This window comes from Desulfovibrio sp. TomC (assembly GCF_000801335.2).
In the GTDB taxonomy this organism is placed as follows: Bacteria; Desulfobacterota; Desulfovibrionia; order Desulfovibrionales; family Desulfovibrionaceae; genus Solidesulfovibrio.
The window spans coordinates 41,740-63,337 of record NZ_JSEH01000009.1 but is presented as its reverse complement, the minus strand read 5'-3'; the positions used below and the strand labels follow the sequence as shown (position 1 = coordinate 63,337).

General features: G+C 61.5%; 16 protein-coding genes and 1 pseudogene. 2 read left to right on the top strand and 15 right to left on the bottom strand.

The window, feature by feature from the left end:
* Positions 1 to 39: 39 nt before the first annotated feature.
* From kdpB to NY78_RS10260, 8 genes and pseudogenes are all read right to left on the bottom strand, one after another.
* Positions 40 to 2,115 carry a potassium-transporting ATPase subunit KdpB gene (gene kdpB / locus NY78_RS10285; RefSeq protein WP_043635257.1) on the bottom strand — a complete coding sequence of 692 codons (2,076 nt, stop codon included), beginning with the start codon at positions 2,113 to 2,115 and terminating at the stop codon, positions 40 to 42.
* Between the two features lie 25 nt (positions 2,116 to 2,140).
* Positions 2,141 to 3,955 (bottom strand): potassium-transporting ATPase subunit KdpA, encoded by a 1,815-nt coding sequence (kdpA, locus tag NY78_RS10280; protein WP_043635254.1) that lies wholly within the window; start codon positions 3,953 to 3,955, stop codon positions 2,141 to 2,143.
* Positions 3,952 to 4,035, bottom strand: a complete 84-nt coding sequence (gene kdpF / locus NY78_RS23690; protein WP_082139962.1) for a K(+)-transporting ATPase subunit F — start codon at positions 4,033 to 4,035, stop codon at positions 3,952 to 3,954. The genes kdpA and kdpF overlap by 4 nt, the downstream gene beginning before the upstream one ends.
* 184 nt (positions 4,036 to 4,219) lie before the next feature.
* The gene (locus NY78_RS10275) at positions 4,220 to 5,197 is read right to left on the bottom strand and encodes a hypothetical protein (protein WP_043635250.1); all 978 of its coding nucleotides are present in this window, start codon (positions 5,195 to 5,197) and stop codon (positions 4,220 to 4,222) included.
* Positions 5,198 to 5,508: 311 nt separating this feature from the next.
* Positions 5,509 to 5,931, bottom strand: a complete 423-nt coding sequence (locus tag NY78_RS23100) for a P-II family nitrogen regulator (protein WP_053062182.1) — start codon at positions 5,929 to 5,931, stop codon at positions 5,509 to 5,511.
* A gap of 216 nt (positions 5,932 to 6,147) precedes the next feature.
* Positions 6,148 to 6,485 (bottom strand): annotated as a pseudogene (locus tag NY78_RS25875) (phage integrase central domain-containing protein).
* A gap of 626 nt (positions 6,486 to 7,111) precedes the next feature.
* On the bottom strand, positions 7,112 to 7,444 hold the full coding sequence (locus NY78_RS10265; RefSeq protein ID WP_043635247.1) for a hypothetical protein: 333 nt from the start codon (positions 7,442 to 7,444) through the stop codon (positions 7,112 to 7,114).
* On the bottom strand, positions 7,437 to 7,844 hold the full coding sequence (locus NY78_RS10260; protein ID WP_043635244.1) for a hypothetical protein: 408 nt from the start codon (positions 7,842 to 7,844) through the stop codon (positions 7,437 to 7,439). Before NY78_RS10260 ends, NY78_RS10265 begins: the two co-directional genes overlap by 8 nt.
* A 162-nt stretch (positions 7,845 to 8,006) precedes the next feature.
* Between NY78_RS10260 and NY78_RS10255 the strand changes: the two genes are divergently transcribed.
* Entirely contained in the window at positions 8,007 to 8,204 is a 198-nt protein-coding gene (locus tag NY78_RS10255) for a helix-turn-helix domain-containing protein (RefSeq protein WP_043635241.1), read from the top strand.
* Positions 8,205 to 8,219: 15 nt separating this feature from the next.
* On the opposite strand, the gene NY78_RS10250 is transcribed toward NY78_RS10255, so the two are convergent.
* The gene (locus NY78_RS10250; protein WP_043635238.1) at positions 8,220 to 8,447 is read right to left on the bottom strand and encodes a hypothetical protein; all 228 of its coding nucleotides are present in this window, start codon (positions 8,445 to 8,447) and stop codon (positions 8,220 to 8,222) included.
* Positions 8,448 to 8,852: 405 nt separating this feature from the next.
* On the opposite strand from NY78_RS10250, the gene NY78_RS24685 reads away from it, so the two are divergent.
* Positions 8,853 to 9,596, top strand: coding sequence for a hypothetical protein (locus NY78_RS24685; protein ID WP_156180919.1), 744 nt, complete (start codon positions 8,853 to 8,855; stop codon positions 9,594 to 9,596).
* Positions 9,597 to 10,274: 678 nt separating this feature from the next.
* Here the strand turns inward: NY78_RS24685 and NY78_RS24680 are convergent.
* The 6 genes from NY78_RS24680 to NY78_RS10225 all read right to left on the bottom strand — a co-directional run bounded on the left by NY78_RS24680 (position 10,275) and on the right by NY78_RS10225 (position 21,451).
* The gene (locus NY78_RS24680) at positions 10,275 to 10,451 is read right to left on the bottom strand and encodes an NrdR family transcriptional regulator (protein ID WP_156180918.1); all 177 of its coding nucleotides are present in this window, start codon (positions 10,449 to 10,451) and stop codon (positions 10,275 to 10,277) included.
* A gap of 323 nt (positions 10,452 to 10,774) precedes the next feature.
* On the bottom strand, positions 10,775 to 17,305 hold the full coding sequence (locus NY78_RS10245) for a PLxRFG domain-containing protein (protein ID WP_043635235.1): 6,531 nt from the start codon (positions 17,303 to 17,305) through the stop codon (positions 10,775 to 10,777).
* An 8-nt stretch (positions 17,306 to 17,313) separates the two neighbouring features.
* Positions 17,314 to 18,312, bottom strand: coding sequence for a hypothetical protein (locus NY78_RS10240; protein ID WP_043635233.1), 999 nt, complete (start codon positions 18,310 to 18,312; stop codon positions 17,314 to 17,316).
* Positions 18,313 to 18,398: 86 nt separating this feature from the next.
* Entirely contained in the window at positions 18,399 to 18,605 is a 207-nt protein-coding gene (locus NY78_RS10235) for a hypothetical protein (RefSeq protein WP_043635230.1), read from the bottom strand.
* A 35-nt stretch (positions 18,606 to 18,640) separates the two neighbouring features.
* Positions 18,641 to 19,705: a primase-helicase zinc-binding domain-containing protein gene (locus NY78_RS10230; protein WP_197084229.1), complete on the bottom strand. Its 1,065-nt coding sequence runs from the start codon at positions 19,703 to 19,705 to the stop codon at positions 18,641 to 18,643.
* Positions 19,706 to 19,831: 126 nt separating this feature from the next.
* Positions 19,832 to 21,451 carry a DUF3987 domain-containing protein gene (locus NY78_RS10225; RefSeq protein WP_043635227.1) on the bottom strand — a complete coding sequence of 540 codons (1,620 nt, stop codon included), beginning with the start codon at positions 21,449 to 21,451 and terminating at the stop codon, positions 19,832 to 19,834.
* Positions 21,452 to 21,598: the final 147 nt, after the last annotated feature.

Sequence of the window (21,598 nt, the reverse complement as noted above, 5' to 3'; positions counted from 1 at the left end):
TGGCCGCCGGAGGCGTCTTCTCTCTTTCCTCTCGCGTCTCTAGGCCAGCCCAAGGGCGACCAGGGTCAGGTCGATGACCTTGATGCCGACGAACGGCACAATAACGCCCCCAAGTCCGTAGATGAGCAGGTTGTCGCGCAAGGCCCGGGCCGCGCCCAAGGCCCGGTAGCGCACCCCCCGCAGGGCCAGGGGAATGAGGACAACGATGATGAGCGCGTTGAAAATAACCGCCGAGAGGATGGCCGATTGGGGCGTGGCCAGTCCCATGACGTTTAAGGCTCCCAGCTGGGGGTAGATGCCGACGAAGGCCGCCGGGATGATGGCGAAATACTTGGCGATGTCGTTGGCGATGGAAAACGTGGTGAGCGAACCGCGGGTCATGAGCAATTGCTTGCCGATCTCCACCACTTCCAGGAGCTTGGTGGGGTTGGAGTCCAGGTCCACCATGTTTCCGGCTTCCTTGGCGGCCTGCGTGCCGGAATTCATGGCCACGCCCACGTCGGCCTGGGCCAGGGCGGGCGCGTCGTTGGTGCCGTCGCCGGTCATGGCCACCAGCCGGCCCTCGGCCTGGGTCTTGCGGATGAGCGCCAGCTTGGCTTCCGGGGTGGCTTCGGCCAGAAAGTCGTCCACGCCGGCCTCGGCCGCAATGGCCGCAGCCGTCAGGGGATTGTCGCCGGTGACCATGACGGTTTTGATGCCCATGCTGCGAAGCGCGGCAAAGCGTTCCCGGATGCCGCCCTTGACGATGTCTTTGAGCCACACCGCGCCGAGCACGCGGTCGTTTTCCGCCACCAGCAGCGGCGTGCCGCCGGATTCGGCGATGGCGCGCACCTGTTCGTCCACTTCCCTGGGCAGCGCGCCGCCCTGTTCGGTCACGAATTTTTTGATGGCGTCCGGCGCGCCCTTGCGCACGACGCGGCCGGCGAGGTCTACGCCGGACAGACGGGTCTGGGCGGTAAAGGGCACGAAGGCGGCGTCCAAAGCATTCATGTCCCTGGCCCGGATGCCGAAGCGCTCCTTGGCCAGGACCACGATGGACCGGCCCTCGGGCGTCTCGTCGGCCAGGGAGGCCAGCTGGGCCACGTCAGCCAATTCCTTTTCCGTCACCCCGGGCATGGGCAGGAAATCATCAGCCTGACGGTTGCCGAGGGTGATCGTGCCGGTCTTGTCCAAGAGCAGCACGTCCACATCGCCGGCCGCCTCCACAGCCCGCCCCGAGGTGGCGATGACCCCGGCCTGGATGAGCCGGTCCATGCCGGCGATGCCGATGGCCGAGAGCAGCCCGCCGATGGTCGTCGGCGCAAGACAGACAAAAAGCGCCGCCAGCACGGTGATGGTCACGGGCGCGCCATGCCCGGACTGTTCCACGGCAAAGGCCGAGAAAGGCAGGAGCGTGGCGCATACGACCAGGAAGACGAGGGTCAGGGCGGCCAGCAGGATGTTGAGCGCGATCTCGTTGGGGGTCTTGCGGCGCTTGGCCCCCTCGACCAGGGCGATCATCCGATCCAGGAAGGTTTCGCCGGCCTCGGCCGCCACCCGCACCAGCACCCAGTCCGACAGCAGGCGGGTGCCGCCCGTAACGGCGCTGCGGTCGCCGCCGGCCTCGCGGATGACCGGAGCCGACTCGCCGGTGATGGCCGATTCATCCACCGAGGCCACGCCCTCGATGATGTCGCCGTCGCAGGGGACGAAATCGCCGGCTTCAACCAACACAACTTCGCCTTTTTTCAGGCTGGCCGACGGCACGATGTCCACCGGGGCCTCGCGGCTTGGGGAAGCGAGTCGTTTGGCCTGGATGTCCCGACGCGCCTGGCGCAGGGAATCGGCTTGCGCCTTGCCGCGCCCTTCGGCCATGGCTTCGGCGAAGTTGGCGAAAATCACGGTGAACCACAGCCAGACCGTAATGGCCAGGATGAAACCCGCCGGGGCCTCGCCGTGTCCGACCAGGGCCTGGATATAAAGGGCCGTGGTCAACAGCGAGCCCATGTAAACGGTGAACATCACCGGGTTGCGGACCTGGTTTTGGGGGGTCAGTTTGCGGAAGGAATCCACTATGGCCCGCCGGACCAGGGCGGGCTCAAAGAGCGGACGCGCTTTTTGTTTCTGTTTGCTCATGACAATGCTCACTTCAGGGGTCAGCCTAGCGGCCGACCATATCCAGGTGTTCGGCGATGGGGCCGAGGGCCAGGGCCGGGAAGAAGGTCAAGGCGCCAACCACCAGGACCACGCAGACAAGCAGCCCGACGAACAAGGGGGTGTGGGTGGGCAGCGTGCCCGCGCCCTGGGGCACGATCTTTTTAGACGCCAGCGACCCGGCGATGGCCAGGGTGGGGATGGCCAGCCAGAAACGGCCAAGGAACATGCAGGCCGCGCCGGCCGTGTTGTAAAAAAGCGCGTTGGCCGACAGCCCGGCAAAGGCGCTGCCGTTGTTGTTGCTCATGGAGGAGAAGGCATACAGGATTTCGCTGAACCCGTGCGCCCCGGGATTGGCGATGGCCGCCTTGGCCCCGGGCAGAAAGACGCCAAGCGCCGTGCCCATGAGGCTTAAAAAGGGCGGAATCAGGATGACCAGCGAGGCCATCTTCATTTCGAAAGGCTCGATCTTCTTGCCCAGATATTCCGGCGTGCGCCCGACCATGAGTCCGGCCACAAACACGGCCACAATGGCGAAGACGAGCATGCCGTAAAGCCCCGAACCAACGCCGCCGTAGACCACCTCGCCAAGCTGCATGAGCAGCATGGGAACAAGTCCGCCAAGGGGCGTGTAGGAATCGTGCATGGAGTTGACCGAGCCGTTGGAGGCCGCGGTGGTGGCCGTGGCCCAGATGGCCGAGTCGGTGATGCCGAACCGGACCTCCTTGCCCTCCATGTTGCCGCCGGCCTGGGCCAACATGGCATCGGAGGCCTGGGCGTCAAGACCAAGTCCGGCCAGCTTCGGGTTGCCCGCCTGTTCGGACAGTACGCAGGCCCCGAGCAGGACCACGAAGATGAGCGTCATGGCCGCCAAAAGGGACAGCCCCTGACGCCTGTCCCGGACCATGATCCCGAAGGTCACGCACAGCGACGCCGGGATGAGCAGGATGGCCAGCATCTCCAGGAAGTTGGTCAGCGGCGTGGGATTCTCGAAGGGATGGGCCGAGTTGACGTTGAAAAACCCGCCGCCGTTGGTGCCAAGCTGCTTGATGGCGACCTGGGACGCCACCGGCCCCCGACTGATGGTCTGCTCGGTCATCCGGGCCGGCTCCGTCTTGGGCTTGCCGGCCTCGTCCAGCACCGGCGCGCCGGCGTCGTCCTTGACCGGGGCCTCGTAGCCCGTGGGCTCCATCAGGGTGGCCGTGGCCGCGCCCGCAAAGGTCTGGGGCATGCCCTGCCAGACGAGAACCAAAGCCAGGATCATGGACAGCGGCAGCAGGATATACAGGGTGGACCGGGTGAGGTCCTTCCAGAAGTTGCCGAGATTGGCGGTCTCGCGCCGGGTCAGGCCCCGAATGAGGGCCGTAAGCACGGACATGCCGGCGGCCGCCGACAGGAAATTGTGCGAGGTGAGCCCGACCATCTGCGTCAGGTAGCTCATGGTGGACTCGCCGCCGTAGGCCTGCCAGTTGGTGTTGGTGGAGAAGCTGGTCGCTGTGTTCAGGGCCAGATCCGGGGGCACGGCGGCCATGCCGTCCGGATTGAGCGGCAAGAAGGCCTGCAGGCGTTGTTGCAGATAGAGGAGCAGGAGGGAAAAACCGGTAAAAACAAGCAAGGCCACGGCGTAGCCCTTCCAATCCATTTCCTTTTCCGGGTCCAGGCCGCAAAGGCGGTACAGGAGCCGCTCCACCGGACCCAACAGACGGTCCAGACCGCAGGGACGGTCCGTGTAGACCCTGGCCATATAGGCCCCGAGCGGCCAGGCCAGTCCCAGGAGGAGGGCCATATACAGGACAATCTGGAGTATGGCGTTGGATGTCATTCGAACATCTCCGGTTTAAGCAGGGCGGCAATAAGGTAGACGAACAGGGCCACAGCCAAAATGACGCTCACGACTTCCATGGTCACACCCTCCGCAGACGGTCGAAAAATCCCGCCAGGGCGATGGTTGCGACCACGGCGGCGATGACCAGACCCGAATAAACGATATCCTCGAACATGACGGGAAGCCTCCGTTTGATTTCTTCCAACATAGACATTCCGGAATTAAAACGGTGTTAAAATGCACTCGGGATGTGTAAAAATTTTATATATTCTCCCGGGCAGGCTGTGCCCGGTTGGTTCCGGGAGATGCCGGTTGCCGTCCGAATTTTCCGCCAGCCGGCAGCGGTTCGGGCAAGACGTCAAGGAGCTGCGCCAAGGCGGCCTCGCACCGGGCGAAGGCCTTGCGCTTCTGATCCAGGGACATGGCCAGGGAGCGGACATTGGTGTTCTCGCGCGACAAGTGCAAAATACGGCCAGTGAGTTCCGTAAACCTGGCATAGGCGGTCTGGGCCGCCTTAAAGGCCGTCTGGTCCTTGACGGCGGAGAGGGCCGACAGGTCCGCGAAGGCAGCTTTGATTGTTTGGTTTTCGGCGGACATGCGCGCTTCCAGCGCATCCATCTGGGCCTCGCTTTTTTCGGCGATGTGCGGGGCGAGCATGGTCTGGATGCGCAAGGCCCCGGTCTGCACGGCAAAGGCCAGCATGGCGACCCGGCTGGCTTGCCGCCCCGCAGAATCGGCCGCCATCAGGCTTGAGAGGCTGGCGTCGAGATCGCGCAGGGTCTCGGTAGCCGGCCCGAAAGCCAGAGCATAGGCCTTGACGTTGGTGTTCTGGACGGCCAACTCCAGCAAGACCGCATCCACCTTGGTCAGCGAGGCAAAGGACTGGGAAAATTGGTCGAAAGACTCCTTCTCCCGGGCGGTCGCACCAAAGCGCATCAACTCCTCCAGCTCCACCCGGCTGCGTTCGACCTCGGCCAGGGCCGCCTTGGCCTCGTCGGCGAAAGCGACGGAGTCCTGATCCTCCTCGGTCAGGACGGCACTTTTTTCGGCCTCGGACTCCCGGGCCAGATCCAGGCGCATCTGGGCGGCCAGCCGGTGTTTTGCCGCCCGAATGGAAAGATCCTCAGGGGAGAGACCCGCCGGCCGCAACACGCCGACCGCAGCCAGGACGACACCTAAAAAGGCCGCACCGACGGCCATCCACACCATGTTGCCCAGGAAACTTCTGTATCTGCGCATGGCATTCTCCGTGGCGAGACCAAACGGCGGCCATCGGCCTGCCCAGGCGTCCGCCGGGACGCCCCTCGCTTTTGCCCAAGACTACAAAGGGGCACGTAAAAAAAGTGTTAAAGTATCCATCCGGGGCATAAAAAAAGAGTTAAAGCCGGTTCCGGGACGGATATGATCGCTCAGGCAGATGCAAGGCATCGAGCGCGCCGGACGATAACCGCCCGGTAACCTTTGAAAACTTCCATGAACGCTCGCCGGGCGGAAGGCATATCGCCTCCTGCCCGGCACCCCATACCCTCGCGAATGTCCCGGACTCCCGTTTAGGAGCCCAGCGAAGCCGTCAAATCAATCGGGAACACCTGGGGAGTTAAACAGAGTCGCCAATCCTCCATCCCCTCCGCTTTCGCAATGTTCCCGATTGCCTCAACGACGGGGACAACCGCGTCGAGGGGCACAAGCATCTCGAGCTTGAGTTTTTCCACAAAATTTGCCGTATAGGCCACACCCCGATAGGAAGCCTGCCGTCCCATCCGGTGTCCATGGCACAAGAGTGAACTTTCCAGAAACTCATCCACCCCCATTTGTTGCAAGGCAGCTTTTACAGCATACAGTTTTGCCACCGAGTCGGCGGCAACAATAATTTCCAGCTTTGCTTTCGCAACACAGTTTGGAAAGCATGTATCCTCATGACTGAATACACCGAACCATCTTTGCTGATCGTGGTCGATATGCGTGCGATCCATAAATTTCGTGCCTCCACTTTTCGGCGTTGCTAAAAAAGCACACCACTCGGGCGAAATTATCCGGATCGATATAAAAATAGTGTCAATTTATAGGCCAGGGGCATAATTATTCTATTAAGAACGACTGCTGGAAATTCACTCGAGGCTATCGCAGAGGGTCCCTTTCGTGGAATCCCAACTTGGGCGAGCCAAGGCCGCCGACAAGGCCGGGGAGGATCAATTCGGCGATGCCTCCGGCAACGGCCTGCCCAAGGTCGCGAATGGGTCGGCCTGTCCCGGGGCGATGGCGCAGCGAAAGATTTGCCCGCACATTTGCAGGATGCGGCGGGCGCTTTCTACGGCTCCACGTCCCTTAATGAGTCGCACGGCGACCATAAGCACGGGGGGATATCGCGGACGGGCCTGGGTCCAAGGGAGGAGAAGACATTCTTTTCAAACCGCTGGATCACATCCAGGGAGTGGGAGGCGGACCATTTGGTCTTGAAACGCTCGTACCATGCACGGGGACATGCCCGTGCGAGGACATACCGGACAACCGTCCTTGTTCCAGCAATGGAGCGGCACCGGCTGTTGTCCGGCGGCTCGGATTGTTGTCCGGTATCGTGTCCGGTTCAAGGGCGGATGTCACTAGACGCCACAAGACAGTCCCGGACCATACTCCCGGGACTTACTACTGAATTCACTTACTTTTGGATCGTATCGGACTAGGTGGGATCATCATTTGGCGGGGGAGAGGACTCCATATTTGAATCGTATCAACTTAATATAAAATTACTTTTACTGTTCACATTTTCTCTATTGCCCCCAAAGTTGCCCCCAACAAAGTTTTCTTCAACAACATGGGTGAGCCTAATACCGAGGGGTCACCGCCAACACCACATACAGCACCACCGTTTTCTCCCCGTTTTTTTAAGCGCCAAGGGTTTGGGGCTTGCCCGTCAGGGGCGCTATCTCGGACGCCCCTCCCTCGCTGGCCCAGATGCCCCATTCTGCCCCCAGGCTCAATGCAAGCCCCGTCCATAGCACTTTCCCCATGTCGGCCACTAGGCCGCGGAAAAGGGCGGAATAAGCCTCGGCAACGTGAGTTTTCGTGAGTACCCCAATCAGCCCGGCAAACGAGAAAGCGGCCCACCTCCACCAGGAGACAGGCCGCCCTTGATCCGGTTGCCGAGGCCCAGGGCTATGCCTTCTTGTTCATCCTGTAGGCCCGGCCGGCAATTTCAATGCCCGTCTTCACGGCATCAAGCCCCGTGTTCGCTGATTCCACCCCCTGGCGAATGAGCTTGTAAGCATCGCACTGGAGCATTTCCGCGTCGGAAGGGTTCCCATTTACTCGGGGCACCAGGGCCAGCCCCATGGCTTCCTGGGCCAACTCATCCACCTTGCCGAGAAATTCTTCCTTCGCGTGGTAGATGGTGTGGGCGATTTCATGGATTCGCATTGCCACCTCGGTATCGCTCATCCCCTCGGGGCGCTTGGATGTCGCCACCAGGGCGTGGGAATGGTTAACCATGACGCACCTCTCGGCCCTCGGCCACGTCGCGCATGAACGTCTCGGCCCACTCGCTCTCTGGACGTGCCTTCCATTTCACGCAAAAGGCATCGGGGTCACCAGGGACCGCGTAGACCAACCCGAATTTCTCCAGGTCAAGGCGCTGTTGTTCGAGCTGGAACGCCACTTGTTCGGGCGTAGCTTGCCGGTCCTCGTTCCCTGTCGTGAGCGCCGACCAGTGCCGAAGGCGCGGATCGTGCGGGTAGTGGAGAAGGCGGAAGTTCCGTAGCATGCGCCGGTAGCCGTCCTCTTCGCTCTCGCGATGTCCGATGCTGCCACCAGTGGGAATTTCAACGTAGCCGGCCACGTGGAGCGCAGCCTTGCGGATGGCCCGGGGAATAGATAGTTCAAGACCAACCATGACGTTACCTCCTTGCAGGTAGGGTTGTGGTCAGGCCCGGCCGGGAGTCTCTACCTCCTTGCCGGGCTGTTTTTTGTTGCCGTCCTGCTTGTGGTATTTTATTCCCACAGACAAAGTCAAGGTTTGTAGTAATTCTTTCCCACAACAACAAAGAGGGCCACGATGATTACCAGCTTGCTCAAGGGGTTAATGGAAGACAAAGGTATAACGGTCAGGGGGATGGCTCAGGCTTCAGGGCTTACAGAAAAAACCATCATGCGCGCCCGTGGTGACCTGATCGGCCGGTGCACCCTCGATACCCTGGCAACCATTGCTGGGTCGCTCGGTTGCCGGGCCAAGGATCTGTTCGGCGAGGAGTAGTCGGCAGGGATTGGCTTATGCCATAACTTTTTTGGGGACATACCGCCTTGCCGGCGCTCCCCGTTTGAGGCTCTTCGGATCAGCCATGAAGGCATCCAGGACAGAGCGAGCGTAGCGATTTTTCTTGGGACCGTATTTTGGGACAGCGTAGCCCCGGAGAAGATCGGCAAAATGTTCGGGACTTTTGTACCCGCAATATTCGGCTGCCTTTGCCAGGGAGAAGAAGGGGCCTTGGATTTCCATACGGACTCCTGGTGAAGTTTGAGGGAATAGGGTGACGATGGTGGCGTTTCCCATTTTTCCCTTCCGGGAAACGCCACAAACGCCACAAACCCATGAATAGTGCGGTTTCCCGGGCGTGGCGTTTTGTTTCGTCATGCCACTAACGCCACGGGGCAAGCCGGACAGGATGGGGCGACGGGCACTTTCTCTTTTTCCATTCTGTAACCCGTCAGACCCGTCACACCCGACACAAATGGCTGAACCACGCGGGTTCCCGGGCATGACGGGTTGAAATGGCCCGTCATACCCGTCACCAAAGGAGCGGATATCGAAGAGGAGTTCTTGCCAAACATCGGGATCAGATGCCAGATATCAGGCGACTGGTTTACACAGTCGATATCATTCAGGCCTTAGGAGGGATAAGACATGGGGTATGCTAGCTTCATGGCCATCGCAGCAATATTAATTTCATGTTTTTCCCCAATAAATGGCGCTTGCGAAACATTCAAAAACAAATACTTCTCCATTACACTTCCACCTGGATGGATATCAGTCCCGGCAGACGTAATCAAATCAACAGAAGACGAAATTATTGCTCGCACAAACAAACCATCTATTCCGCGCAATAACTATGCATTTCAGCAAAAAGATACAAATAGATGGTTTTCTTATCCATATATTTTGATCAATATAAGCAACCCAGGGAGGATTCAAGAGGCAAAATTACAAAAAATATCAGAACAATCATTTAAAAATCATTACGATAAAGAAGAAAAAGAAATGAATGGCTTGGTATCTGATTTTAGAGAAGGAAGGAAATACTACGATAAAAACCAGAAAATTCTATGGGTGTTTTCAAAGGCAAACATACCTGCCGTCGGTTCTGTTTCTATAGTAGAAGGAATCATACCTACCAATACTGGATATATAAAAATATTCTGCTATGCTGTTGATGAACATGCGATATTATACCAACCTATTTTTCAGTCGATAATATCATCTGTAATCCCCAGCGAAGAGTTTGCCTACAGGACAACTATATACGACATACTCCCCGCATTTATTGTGGATATAAACTGGGGCGAAGCCATAGGTAAAGCGATAGCTTGGTCATTACTTGGCGGAGTCTTAGGATTTTTCGGCTACAGGAGGAATAGAGGGATAAAATAACATTGGCTATTGGGGCAGGTAAAATTGCCCGCTATACGCCAGTCACGTCACCGTCTCAACCTCCCTGAGCCTCCAGCGGATCGACGGACACTGTCCAGACCCCCGAATCGGAGCGCGTCATGGTGTTCGAGCTGCTCGGCAAGGGAATGCTTGGCCGGGATGCCTTGGCTGGGTGGTTGCGGGCGCGGGGAAAGTAGCCCGCGGGCCAGCCTATCCCTGCCCCTCACCTGCCGGGCTGCCTGGCGGCCATTTCCCCGCGCTCCACGCATCCAGGTCGGCGCTGCAGGCCGTCCATACGCCGCGAGAGTCTTTCAGTACGGGTGCGCCGGCCCTGCGCTTCCGTTCAACAGCAGACCAAGCAGCCACCCCCCAGAACGCCAGAATGGCCTTGCGGCCTCGGAGGTCGTAGCGACCAACCATTGGTTCGCAATAGATAGAGGCTGACATCAACGCCCGAGGAACCGGCCAATCAGAACCCGCAACCATTTGAATCGAGACAACGGGCGGTATTGGCCTGGCTCTGACGATCCTTCAAGCCAGCCTTCGCCCTCGCTGGAGGTCGCGGATTTCCCTCCTTTGAAGTCAAAATAAATCCGGTCCGACACGCCGACTGTTGGCTTTTCCCTCTCTTTGACCATGTTCTTGCCCCCCTGATTGCAAGATAATAGGCTTTCAAAATCAATAACGCACCTCACCCGCATAAACCACTCGCGCCACCGCCTCCACCGTCTCAAGCCGCCGGCGGCATCCCCGGCAGAGGCGAATGCGCACGATCTCCTTTTCGAGCGCCCGGGTGTCAATGACGCCGATCTTGCCGCCGCAGGCCGGGCAGACTTTCAATTCGCAGGTCACCACCGTTTCTCCCCGTTTTTTTTAAGCGCGGAGCGTTTGGCGGGAAGCGGGGGCATGTTTCATGCGCTGCCCGCGTAACCATTCGGCCAGGTCCTCGGGCAAAGCTCACCAGGGGCCTTTCCCGTTCTTCTGTCAAGCCGGCAGGCCTTCCAATTTGACCAACGCGGGGATCGCACCTCGATGCTCTCCTATCGCTTTCGCAATGGCCTGTGCGCTGCGAATCATAATCTCCGCCATTGCCTCCTCCTTTTTATTAGGTGCCGCGCGTTTGGGCAAAACACGGCCCCGACACGCTATCCTCGCCGGGGCCTTCTGCGTTGCCGGGCCTACCGCCAGCCGGCCGATCTGGTTTCGAACTCGTGAAGCGCCCGCTTCACCATATGGTCCGCTTGCAGTCGCGCCGCCTCGCGCTGCGCCCCGGAGATACGCGGGTTTTTCTCGGCAGCTTCCCGAAGCTCGGCCGCATCCCGGAAAACGCCCTGCACCTGTTCGATCAGGTCGTGCTTGGGGATCAAACCGTTTCCCTGGGCAAGCTCCCGGGCATCGGCAACGCGCCCGGCATCGGCCAATTCCTGGGCCTGGGCGTAAAGCTGGCTGATCTGGTGTTTCACCTCCCGAAACCGCACCATCTGTTCAGCCAGGGCGAAGTTCTCCGGACCGATGGGGTCAGCCTCCGATGCGTCCCCAATGCCACGCCGGCCAAGCTCCTGCTTGCTGGGGTTCCTGAAGCTGGCCAGGGAGCTTTCAATGGAACGCTGGGTGATGGGCTGGATATCGGCCCGGTCCATACGGTCAACGTCGGCGTTGAACTTGGCGATGTCCGAAACAATGACGTCCATGCGGGACCGATCCGTGCCGCCGGCCGCTGTGAACGCCCGGTAGGCCTCCATGATGTCCTGGCGACGTTCCTGGAAGGCGCGCTCCTCTGTCCGGGCGGCCTGATCCATGTCCTTGAGTCGGGCTTCCCTGGCCGGTCGAAAACCCAGGGCCTTCGCCGTCGTCTCCTCGGGCGTAGGCATGTAATTCTTCCCCTGCTCATCACGCAGCGGATAGCCCTTGCTGGACGTGACGCCCGTTTCCGCCTCGCGCATGGCCTGGAGCGGCTTGGCAATGCCTGTCGGCAACGTCTTTTCCAGGGCCTTCCCTGGCTGCCCGGTGGCGAGGTAATGGGCGGCCCCCTGGTCTCCAAATAGGTCATTGGCCACACCGCCAACAGGGCCGGCCAGATCCTTGAGCGTTCCGGGCATCCTGACCTGCGTGTCCATGGAACCGGACACGTCTATGCCGAGCGCACCGAACGCGCCGAAGCGGGCATACTGCTCAGCGTCCTGGCCCAGCACGTTCCGCACCCAGGAGAAGAACGCTTCCTTGGGGTCGCGGGAATCGCCCAGGGTCGAATAGATGGCTTTGGCCGCTGCCCAGCCGAGCGCCCCCATGCCGGTGGAGACGCCGCCAAGGGCCAAGGGCGCGGCAAGCAAGTGCATGAAGGATCGGGCATCGCCCTTGCCCCACACGTCGGCTAAAAGCTGAAGCGTGTTGTGGGCGTATTTCTTATAGACGTACCCAAGCTGCATAAGCCGCGCCCCGCCATTGGTGCCCCAGGCGGCTTCTGGCATGGCCTCGCGGCCATAGACGCCGTGCGCCCGGTCAGAGGCCGTCAAGGCCCGCTCCATGGCTTCCTGGTGGCCGAACCCGGCCAGTCGGGCCACGCGGTACCCGGCAAGCTGGGTGGACAGGCGGTTGAACTGCTCTGTGGCCCCGAACATCAGCATGGATTTGTTCATTGCCCCGGACCAGACGCGACCAGCTGTGGCCTGATAACTCTTGAAGGCCTCCCGGGCGAACTGCGGGTCATCCAGATCTTTGCGCTGAATCTCCCCCAGGAAGGCCCGCTCGTCAGGGGACAGGTTCTTTCTGCTCTTGCCGAGCATGAAGGCTATTGCATCGGGGAGCGACCGGACAAGCTCGGCATCGCAACGCAACAAGGAAACCTTGCTGTCCCCGGCATAAACCCGCATGGCCGGTGGAACCTGTGTGGCCAGGGTGGTCAGGTTGAGCAAGGCGCTCTTGGCGTTGAAGCCCAGGAATTTGAACGTGGCGATGGACTTGCCAAGCGATATGACCCGGTCGGCCTTTTCGGAGTTCCGAAGCTGGTCCTGCAGGTAGTTCTGCACCATCTGAAAGGTGCGAGGCTCCCGGCGGGGATCGAGCAGCAACTTACCGTCCTGACCGGTGGCGAACATGGACCGCACGGCGTTTTGAGCCGCTTCCATCTTGGCGATGCCGTAGGAAGTCCGCTGGGCGTATTGGGCGAAGCGTTCCCCGGCGTCCTCAATGTAGCCCCGGACCACGCGACCTTCCCGGCCGGTGCGGCGGATGGCCGAAGAACGGAAGCCGCGGGCTTTGATGTCGTCGGATATTTCGGCCACCAACTGTTCAAGGAACGCCTTCTTGGCGTCGTCGGGAACGCCCTTCATGCCCTTTGCCGTGCTCTCCACGACCTTGGCCACCTCTCCAAGTCGGGCAATGGCCTGCTGTGTGCCCTCACCCAGCCGGGCCACAGGCTCCATGCCCGTGATCTCCCAGCCCTTGGCGCGGAGTTCCTTTTCCAGCCCCTTTGCCTGGCGCTTCCATTCGACATGGTGCCGGGCATATTCGAAGTCACCGCCGGGCAATTTGCGCCGGGCCAGCACGGCCAGGTCGCCGGTCTGACGGATGCGCGGGGCATAGAAGCCGCGCATTTGCCCCATCTCGCCTACGGCCTCCTTGAGGCTCATCGTTACCAGCTTGCCGTCAGAGTCCCGGTATTGGATGTCCGGGTTGACGCCTTTTTCCAGCATCTCCTTGTAGGGACGAAGCCGCTCATCAAGCAGGGCGTCGTATTTGTCCCGCATGATCCGGTACATCTCCCTGACAGGCTCGGAGATATTCTGTTCGGCCATCCACGGTTCGACGGCCGGGCGGCGAATCTCCCGCACGTCGGCCACGTCGATGATCTGATTGACCATGGCCTTGGACTTCTCGGAAAGGGATTTCCACTTGTCCATGACCGTGGCGCCGTCCGGGAGGTCCAGGGCAGTATGGAGAATTTCGTGGGCGCGGTTCACGCGGTTGCGGAAGACGTCATAAATCGCCTTGGCCACCGGGTGCTTCTGGAAGGTATAGTCGGGGGTTCCCAGCCAGCGGGCCAGGGGACCTATGTCCTTTTTCATGCCTTCGGCTATGGACTTGACCGCCGCGTCGGTATCGGCCTCAAGTCGGTCTTCGGGCCGCGCCGAGAACCGCCCCTCGCCGTCGCCGGGCTTGCCAGGGGCAAAAATGCGACTTAATATTTCTCTGAAGGCTCCAGCGACTCCTCCGGTCCGCTCGCCCGAGAAATCGGGGGCCCCGGTTTTGATGGATCGCTGGAGCTTTTCTTTTAAGACCACCTCGTGCAGATAGAACCTCTGGCCATTGGCGTCCCTCTTGACCAAGGCCATACCCACATATTCTTTCCCCGCGATATGGACGGGAGCGCCCACGAAATAGCCGTCTACATCTCCTCTTATTTCGTGGCCGATCACCTTCCCTTTCGAGAGGATATCCGGGACAGCCGCAAACGCCGCGCCCTTCTCGGCCCCCATCCCATGAGCGACGGAAGATTTTGCGCCGCGCTGATCGATGGTGATGTCCCCTAGCTCGGGATTCTGGATATTGTTCCCGTACTTCTTCGCCCACCAATCACCGACGGCCTGGGCCAACTGCCCGAGCTTCGGAAACCGTGGAAATTCATCTCCCCGCAACCGGACAACGGGTTCACCTTCCAGAAATGCACGGTACTGCCTGGGGTCTTCCTTCGCGCTGAACGCCGCACTCTGGTCCGGGAACAATGAGCCAGCTCCCCTCTCTCCGCCCCTGGCCATGCGGGTCAGCGAGTCCTGAAGCAGGCTGTGCAGGTCCGCGTCCTTCGGCGTGGCCCAGCCGTGCTTGACCAGCCAGCCGCGCACGTAGTCCACGAATTTGCCCCACAGGCTGCGCTCTTTGGGCGTCAGCGCCTGACCCACATTCATCTTCTCGGCCAGCCGGGCAATGTGCTCTTCCATGGCAATATGGTCGCTGCCGTAGCCGTAGAACTGCGCACTGCGTTTGAGGAACCCGTCAAAGGCCTTGTCCGATCCGAAGACAGCCCGGAGCCCGTGGTGGGCCACGTTCTCGTGCAGCCAGATTTCCCCGGCCCGGGACTTGCTCTCCAGGTTGTCGGCCACCAGCCACACGGCCCGGCTGCCCCGGTCGTAGACGCCTTCAATGGCCCCGGTCTCGCCGGACCGGCGGTACTGATCGAGAATGTGCGGCGGCAGTTCGTCCATGGACCGCACGATGCGCACCGGTGCCGCACCCGGGGCCGCCTCGGTATAGCCCTTGATGCCGTGGGCGACGTCTTCGGGCCGAATGCCTTGGAAGGCTTCGGCCGGCTTGTCGTTGAGGTGGAAGCGAATGTCCTGGGCCGGCATGGTCGGGGCGTCTTCGAGCTTCGCCGGTAGCCGGTCCTGGCGCATGCCGTCGGGCACCAGGTCAAAACCCTGGCCCTCAGGCAGTGCCGGCCGCTCATTGATCCTGGCGGCTTCGGTCGCCGGCACGGGTGCGCCCATCTCGTCGGCCGCCCTGGCCGCCACGTCCCGGCCCTGGATGTCCTGGCGCAGAGACTCAAGCTCGGCCCGGCGGCCAAGCGGCGTGTCCAGGCCCAGGCCTTCATTGATGCGATCAGCCGGCAGACGGGTGTCCCAGGGACTGCCCTGGCCTTCCACGATGCCCGGGGCGCGCGTCTCCATGTCCTGGCGCAAGGCGTCCAGTTCAGGGCGCACCGGCCAGGACTCGGGCGCGGCCGATGCCTCCGGGCCGATCTGGCCGGCCGGGGCCGATGTTTCGGGCCGGGCCGACGTCTCCCCGTCCTTCGGCGCGACCTTGGCCGCCATGAGATCATAGACCTCCTGGAGCGTGCGCGGCCGGCCATCCTTGGCGAGGAAGATGGACTTATTGGCGGTCCCTGCCTCCGGGCTAATGTATTTGGTGGCCAAGTCATTCGGGTTCGCAGCCATACCGGTGAAGAAACGCCGAGCACCACCCTCCCCAAGTAAATGGGTCATGTAGAGTTGCCCGTCCGTGACCTGGGACGGCTCGACACCCAGGGATTTTGCCAAGCCCGTGCGGCTGTCCCGAGCGAGATAGGCCAGGGCCAGCATTTGCTGTTCCGGGTCTTTCGACCACGCATCGACGCCGTACTTGTCCAGGACAGCTTGCCGGGTGTCTCGGGTGAGCTGGCCCAGGCCAAACGCCGAAGAAGTTCCGGCCTTGACGTTGGAGTCGCCGCTCGATTCTGCATCGATCACCCGGGACAGGAACGGGCCTATATCGGAAGCCCCCACGGCGTCGGCGGCTTTCTGCGCCGGGCCGACCGGTCCGGAAGGCGCGGGCTGGCCAGCAGTCGCCGTTCCAGACTGCTGCACCTGTCCACGGTAGCTGTAATGCCAGGGTTCGCCGGCAACGTCGCGCATAAGACCGTTTTGCCCGGCGAACTGCGCCACTGTGGCCTGTTCGTCAGGTGTCAATCCCCGGGCGTTGGTGTCCACGGCCTCGCCGCGATAATGCAGCGATTTTGGTGCATGTTCCCCGGCGTTGGCGCTGGTGATCTGCAGCTTGTCGGCCAGGGCGGCATAGCCGGCGGCACGCAGGTCGGAGATGGTTTTGCCCAAGGCCTGTCCGGCAGGCGTGGCGGCCATGAACTGGCCAAGCTGATCCGATGAAAGGTGATTGCCATCCGTAGATCCAGGAAACGACGTGGCGTTGAGCTTCGCCACGTCGTAAGCATCGGCCACGCCGTGAAGCGAATCCGCCGTGGCGCGGGTGTCGATGCGGGCGGATTGATCGCCGGCCGCTACTCCCTTGCCCTTGACCACACCATGCGCACCACCAAAGACACCACCGCCGACCAGAGCGTCAGGCACTCCTTCTGTCAGGCTGGTGTTTGGATCGATATAGCCTTGGTGCACGGCGTTTTCCGCCACCTTCATGCCGCCCATGAAGGACGATCCGCCAACAGCGCCCGAGGCCACGCGCCCGGCAAGACCAGGGAGGGCTTTTTCTGCCAGACCGCCGGCCACACCGCCGGCAGGTCCGACCACGGCCCCAACGCCGACATTCGCGCCCATGGTGGCCCGGGCTACGGCATCGGCCGCCCCTTTGCGCGCTTGGGCCAGACGGTCGGACTCGGGAAGGTTGGGATCAGTTTTGGCATAGGCGTCAAGAAAAGCAGGCGTACCCCGAAGCTGGTCTTCAGGCATCGTCTCGATTTCATGGGCTGCCCGTTCCGCCCCAGAAAGACCGAAGGCAGCGCCGCCAGCCGCGCCGCCGGCAACCGTTCCAACGACTCCAGGCAGGGCAAGGCCGCCTGTTGCCAAGGTGGCCCCGGTAGCCAGGGCCATGTCAGGCGCAGCGGACAGAGCATCCCCGGCAAGCTTCCCAGCGGCCGTAACCGGATGCTTGATGGCCTCAGTCCAGGGCATGGCCTCCTGACGCTTAAAGCTCTCGGACTGCGGCGGCGCGGTCGCCTCGCGCCCGTGGTAAATGTCCCGGACAGCTTGGCCGGTTTCATCGAATCCGAGCTTTTGCATCCCGTAGCCCATGGCCGCGCCGGTCCGATCCAGGGCCTTGCGGAGCGTGACGCCGTAGTCGGTGACCGTCTGGCCATCGGAGGCGAAGACCTGGTCGAACGGATTGCCCCCTTGCGACTGGCCACCGCTGAAGACCGCGTCGAAGGGGTTGGTCTGTGGCGACGGCCCAGCGTTTTGGCCCGCGTACACTTCGTCGAATGGATTTCCCATAGTGCTTCCTACCAGCCCCATCCGTCGGCGCGGGCCATTTCTTCTGCCTTGGCCCGGTCACCCCCGGCCGCCTTGGCGTATTTGGCTGCCGTATCAGGCGTCAGGATTTGACCGTTCCCGCGCTGGACGTACACCTGTCCGGTTCCATTCTGCGCCCCGGCAGAAGCACCCGGAGTCATGCTTCCAGATTGCGGAGCGTTGCCGCCGAAACCCTGGCCGCCGGCATTAGAGTTTAAGGGCATGGTGGTGTCGGGTTCCCCATTCTGCCCGGGGATAAGGATTCCGGGGATCTTCTTCTTTCCAGTCCAATCGCTGGGATCAGGCATCATGACGACCTTGCGACGATCCTTCAGGGCATCCGTGCTGGCCTGCGTGTGCTCCAGCGTCGCGGCCTGCTGTTGCTGCTGGCCGGGGAACACCGCCTGTGCCCGCCCCTCGGCGGCAGCTGCGTTCTCCATCCCCTGGGCCGTGTGCAGGGTAGAGAGGTCCATGCCCGGCTGATAACCAGCGGCGACGGCGGCCTTGTCCTGACGCTCTCGGGAAACCCTACCGGCAGCACCAAGGGCGAAGTTGTTCCCCTGCTTCACTGCATCTTGCCAGGGCATGGCCCGGAATTGGCTGAAGTCGGCGTCCGGGAACTTCGACTGGATATAGTCGATTGCCTGATTCTTGCTGTTCTCGTCCGTGACCGAACCGATCAGATTGGACACCTCTTTGCGAAGATCCATTTCGTATTGCAGGTTGGCATGCTGCCGGTTCGCCCAATTGTAAGAGTAAGATTGCCCCTCCTTGCCAAACCCTCTGGCCGCCATCTGGCTGAGGACGTTTTGACCTGTGGCATTCGGGTCTGCCTTGAGGACGTCGTTTAACGCGTTCCTCGAACCCGTCTCGTATTGCGCATCCTGAAGCCGCTGATTGTACATGGCGGCCAGGGTATTTTCTTTCTTGATCTCCCCTAAATCGATGGGGGTAATCTGCACAGGCGTCGGAGTCTGAAAATTGGCCATGGTGACTTCTCCTATTCGTCGTGGTTTCATTTAAATGTATCTGATATTATCGCTACTTTTACAGAGAGAAAGCAGCCATCCTTCCTTTACTGGACCGTTCGCGTGTTGTTGGTCCGAACGGCGGCCATGCTCTCCCGGACCAAGCGCAAAAACTCTTCCGTGCCGGCTTCGCTCAAGGGCTGGTCACTCATAATGACGTCCCAGAGAAACGACGCGGCGTTCGCCAAATTGACCCAGCCTTGACTTACGGCCATTTCCTCCCGCAAAGCGGTAATGTGCTTTTGGTCCAGCATGTTATTCCTCCTTTTGGTCATCCCACTAGAACTGTTCACAAAGCCCAGGCCGGGAGTTCGTCCCGCCGGGCAGGTGCGTGGAGAGTTTCGGGGTTGGGCCGCGGCTCGAACAGTGAAAGGCCGACGATGATCCAGGTTCGCAGGTCCAGGCCGGCTTTCATGCCTTCGCCCGGATCCTTGCCCATGATCGGCGGGCACCGCCTGGCCTGGGGATAATTGGCGCGCCACCACAACCAGCCCTTGCGGCCGGCGGCGTCGGCGTCCAAGGCGCACAGGATCATGGGAGCATCCTTGAGGAGCGCATGGGCCTCGGCATCGGGCCGGCCCTCGGCCGTGCGCATGGCCATGGCCGCAACCAGGTCGCCGGCCGCCTGGTGGATGAGAAGCGCGTCAAGCTCTCCCTCGACGATGGCCACGGGGCGGCCTGGAGCCACGGCCAGGGCCATGGGGCCTTGGGAACTCCTCTTGACCGCCGCGTACTTTGGCAAAGGGTCCCCTTCGCGCCAATCCGGCCGGCGCACCTTCAGGGCCACCACATGCCCGGCGTGAAAGGTCGGCACGACTAGGCCCCGAGCAACCCACACCTTCCGAGGGAGGCCCGTTTCCGGGTTGAGCTCGGGCGGCAGCCCCCAGGATTCGCGGGGATCGTAGATCGTGGCCGGGTTCCAACCTATGCGGCACGCTCGGATCGTCTCCGGCGTCAGCCCGCGCCCCAGGGCGTAGGCCTGGCCCTCGGCAGACGCGGCCATCACGCCGGCGGCGTAGTCCACGAACGCGGCAGCCGTGGCCAGCCAGGCCGGGCACGGCAGAACGGAAGGCTTGGGAGTCCAGACCGCCTTTTGCTGGGGAGCCATGGCCCGGCGGCCGGGACGCGGCGTCGCGCCGAAGCGCCGGCAGGCCTCCGGGTAGGACAGGTCGTCCATATCCCGAAGGAACTGGATGCCGTCGCCGCTCCAACCGCAGGCCCTGCACCAAAATTTCCCCGACTGGCCCTTGTTGGGCCAAGCGTGAAACCTGTCGCGGCCGTCGCATTGCGGACAAGGGCCGGCCCATTCGCCGCCATCGGTCCCGGCCACGTGCTTCAAGGTTCCAGAAGGCATAAAATCCAAAATTGTCGGCATCTTAATTTACCTCTAGGGGAACGCCACTCATGCCACAAATGCCACGGGGCGAGTGGCGTTTGTGGCGTTTGTGTTGGAAACGCCACGCCCGGGAAACCGCACTATTCATGGGTTTGTGGCGTTTGTGGCGTTTGTGGCGTTTCCGATAACGCGCATCCGTGTGAGCACATGGGGGAAGACCTCGATCATCCGAGGACCGTTCGTCTTGACCATGGTTAGGCCGAGCCGAGAGCAAGCCTTGCCCACGGCTCGCACGTCGACCAGCAATGAGGGGTCGAGGCCGGCGTTGACTTTCTCGGCCACCTTGGCCGTGGGCAGCCGGCCGCCTTGTATCTCCCCCTCAAGGGACACGATGGCGGTCGCTACCCGGACATCCAAAGGAGCGCTTTCCACCACTTGGCCGGCGCTCCCAATGAGCTTCCAGGCGTGGCCCTGGTGCTCCCGCAGCCAATCCGAAAGCGCGATGGCCCCGGCCATGGTTTCTTCCTCAACCGGCGCTCGATCATCGCGCTCAAGGATTGCCGCGTGCATTTCGTGGAGGATCAAAGCCAGGCGCAAACATTGGCCGCGCAGCTTGGACAGGAGGGAATCGGAATCGTCATCGGGGCCCATCCACGCTTCCATGGCAAGACGGTCATGCCATGCCCGATAAAGCCGCTTCGCCGCGCCATCCACGCCAATAATGACCGGCTTCCCATCGTCTCCGAAGTCCAGGGCAAGGAGGGACGCGGCAAGGCTGTCGATACGTTCCCGGTCGCGGCCGTCGAATGTCGCGTCCGTCCACGTGGCCGGCTTATCCTGCACGGCTCGAATGAAAAGGAACCGGGGAAGGAAACCGGATGCCGCGTCGTGTCCGCAGAAGATCCCGGCCAAAGTCTTAGGCTGGACGGTGCCGAAGATAGACAAGGTTGCGTGTTCAATGAACCCGATCCGGGCCTTATTCGTGCGCGACACTTTCCAGGACCCGGAGTCGTAGGCGCTCATGAGGCGGGTTTTTGTGGCCCCGTCTTTGCCGGCGTACTTGTCCATGTCCATCAGCAACCCGGCCAGTTCATCCCGGCACCAGAGCAGCCCGCGGGGATTTTCGGTCAGGGCGTCGGTGATGGATTCTATGGTGGCGTCATCAAGGACCAGTTGCCGCCGCCGAGGCTGATCGGGCTTGGGACCGGGATCGTCTCCTTCTCCGCGACGGTGCTTCCGCTTGGCATCCTGCCAAGCATCCATTTCTTCTTGCCAACGGTCCTGGTTCTCGCTCCATTCCGCGTTCCAACCTTTTTCCGCCCTGTAGATGGCCCCAAGGAAAGCCCGGGTACATGGCGACTTGCCCAGCCCGCTTTTTGCTACCAGAGCAAGGTACAGGTTGGCGTGTTCTACCCAGCCGGCCTTGATGATGACGCCTCGAGCCCGGCCGATACAAGCAGCGGCCATGGCCAGGACGGCGCAGGTAGGAACTTCCAACGGAACACGGAAGGCTTCGGCCGCTGCCGTGAGAGAATCCTGAATGGGGGCTGGAAATACATGAATCGGCACGGCAGGAGGTGGCGGCAGTCTGGCGACCTCGGCCGCCTGGCCCGGTTCCTCCCCCGGCCTGACTTCCTCAGCCGCCGCTTCACGGAGCGCGGCGGCGATGACGACAGGGTCGCAAAAGTTGGACGCCTGTCCGGGTCCACCCTCAGGAGGATGGCGGCCGGAGCGTTCGGCCGCATAGGCGTTGAGGTCGATCATTGATCCGCCCCCGATGCCGGCGGGACCAGCGCGAAGAGGACAGCGGAAAGGATCTTCTCAACGGCTTCGGGAGATTCCCGCAACGCATTTACGCGTCCCTCCCTCAACTCTTTTGGGGCGCAAGCCTTGCATAGGCCGACTATGACG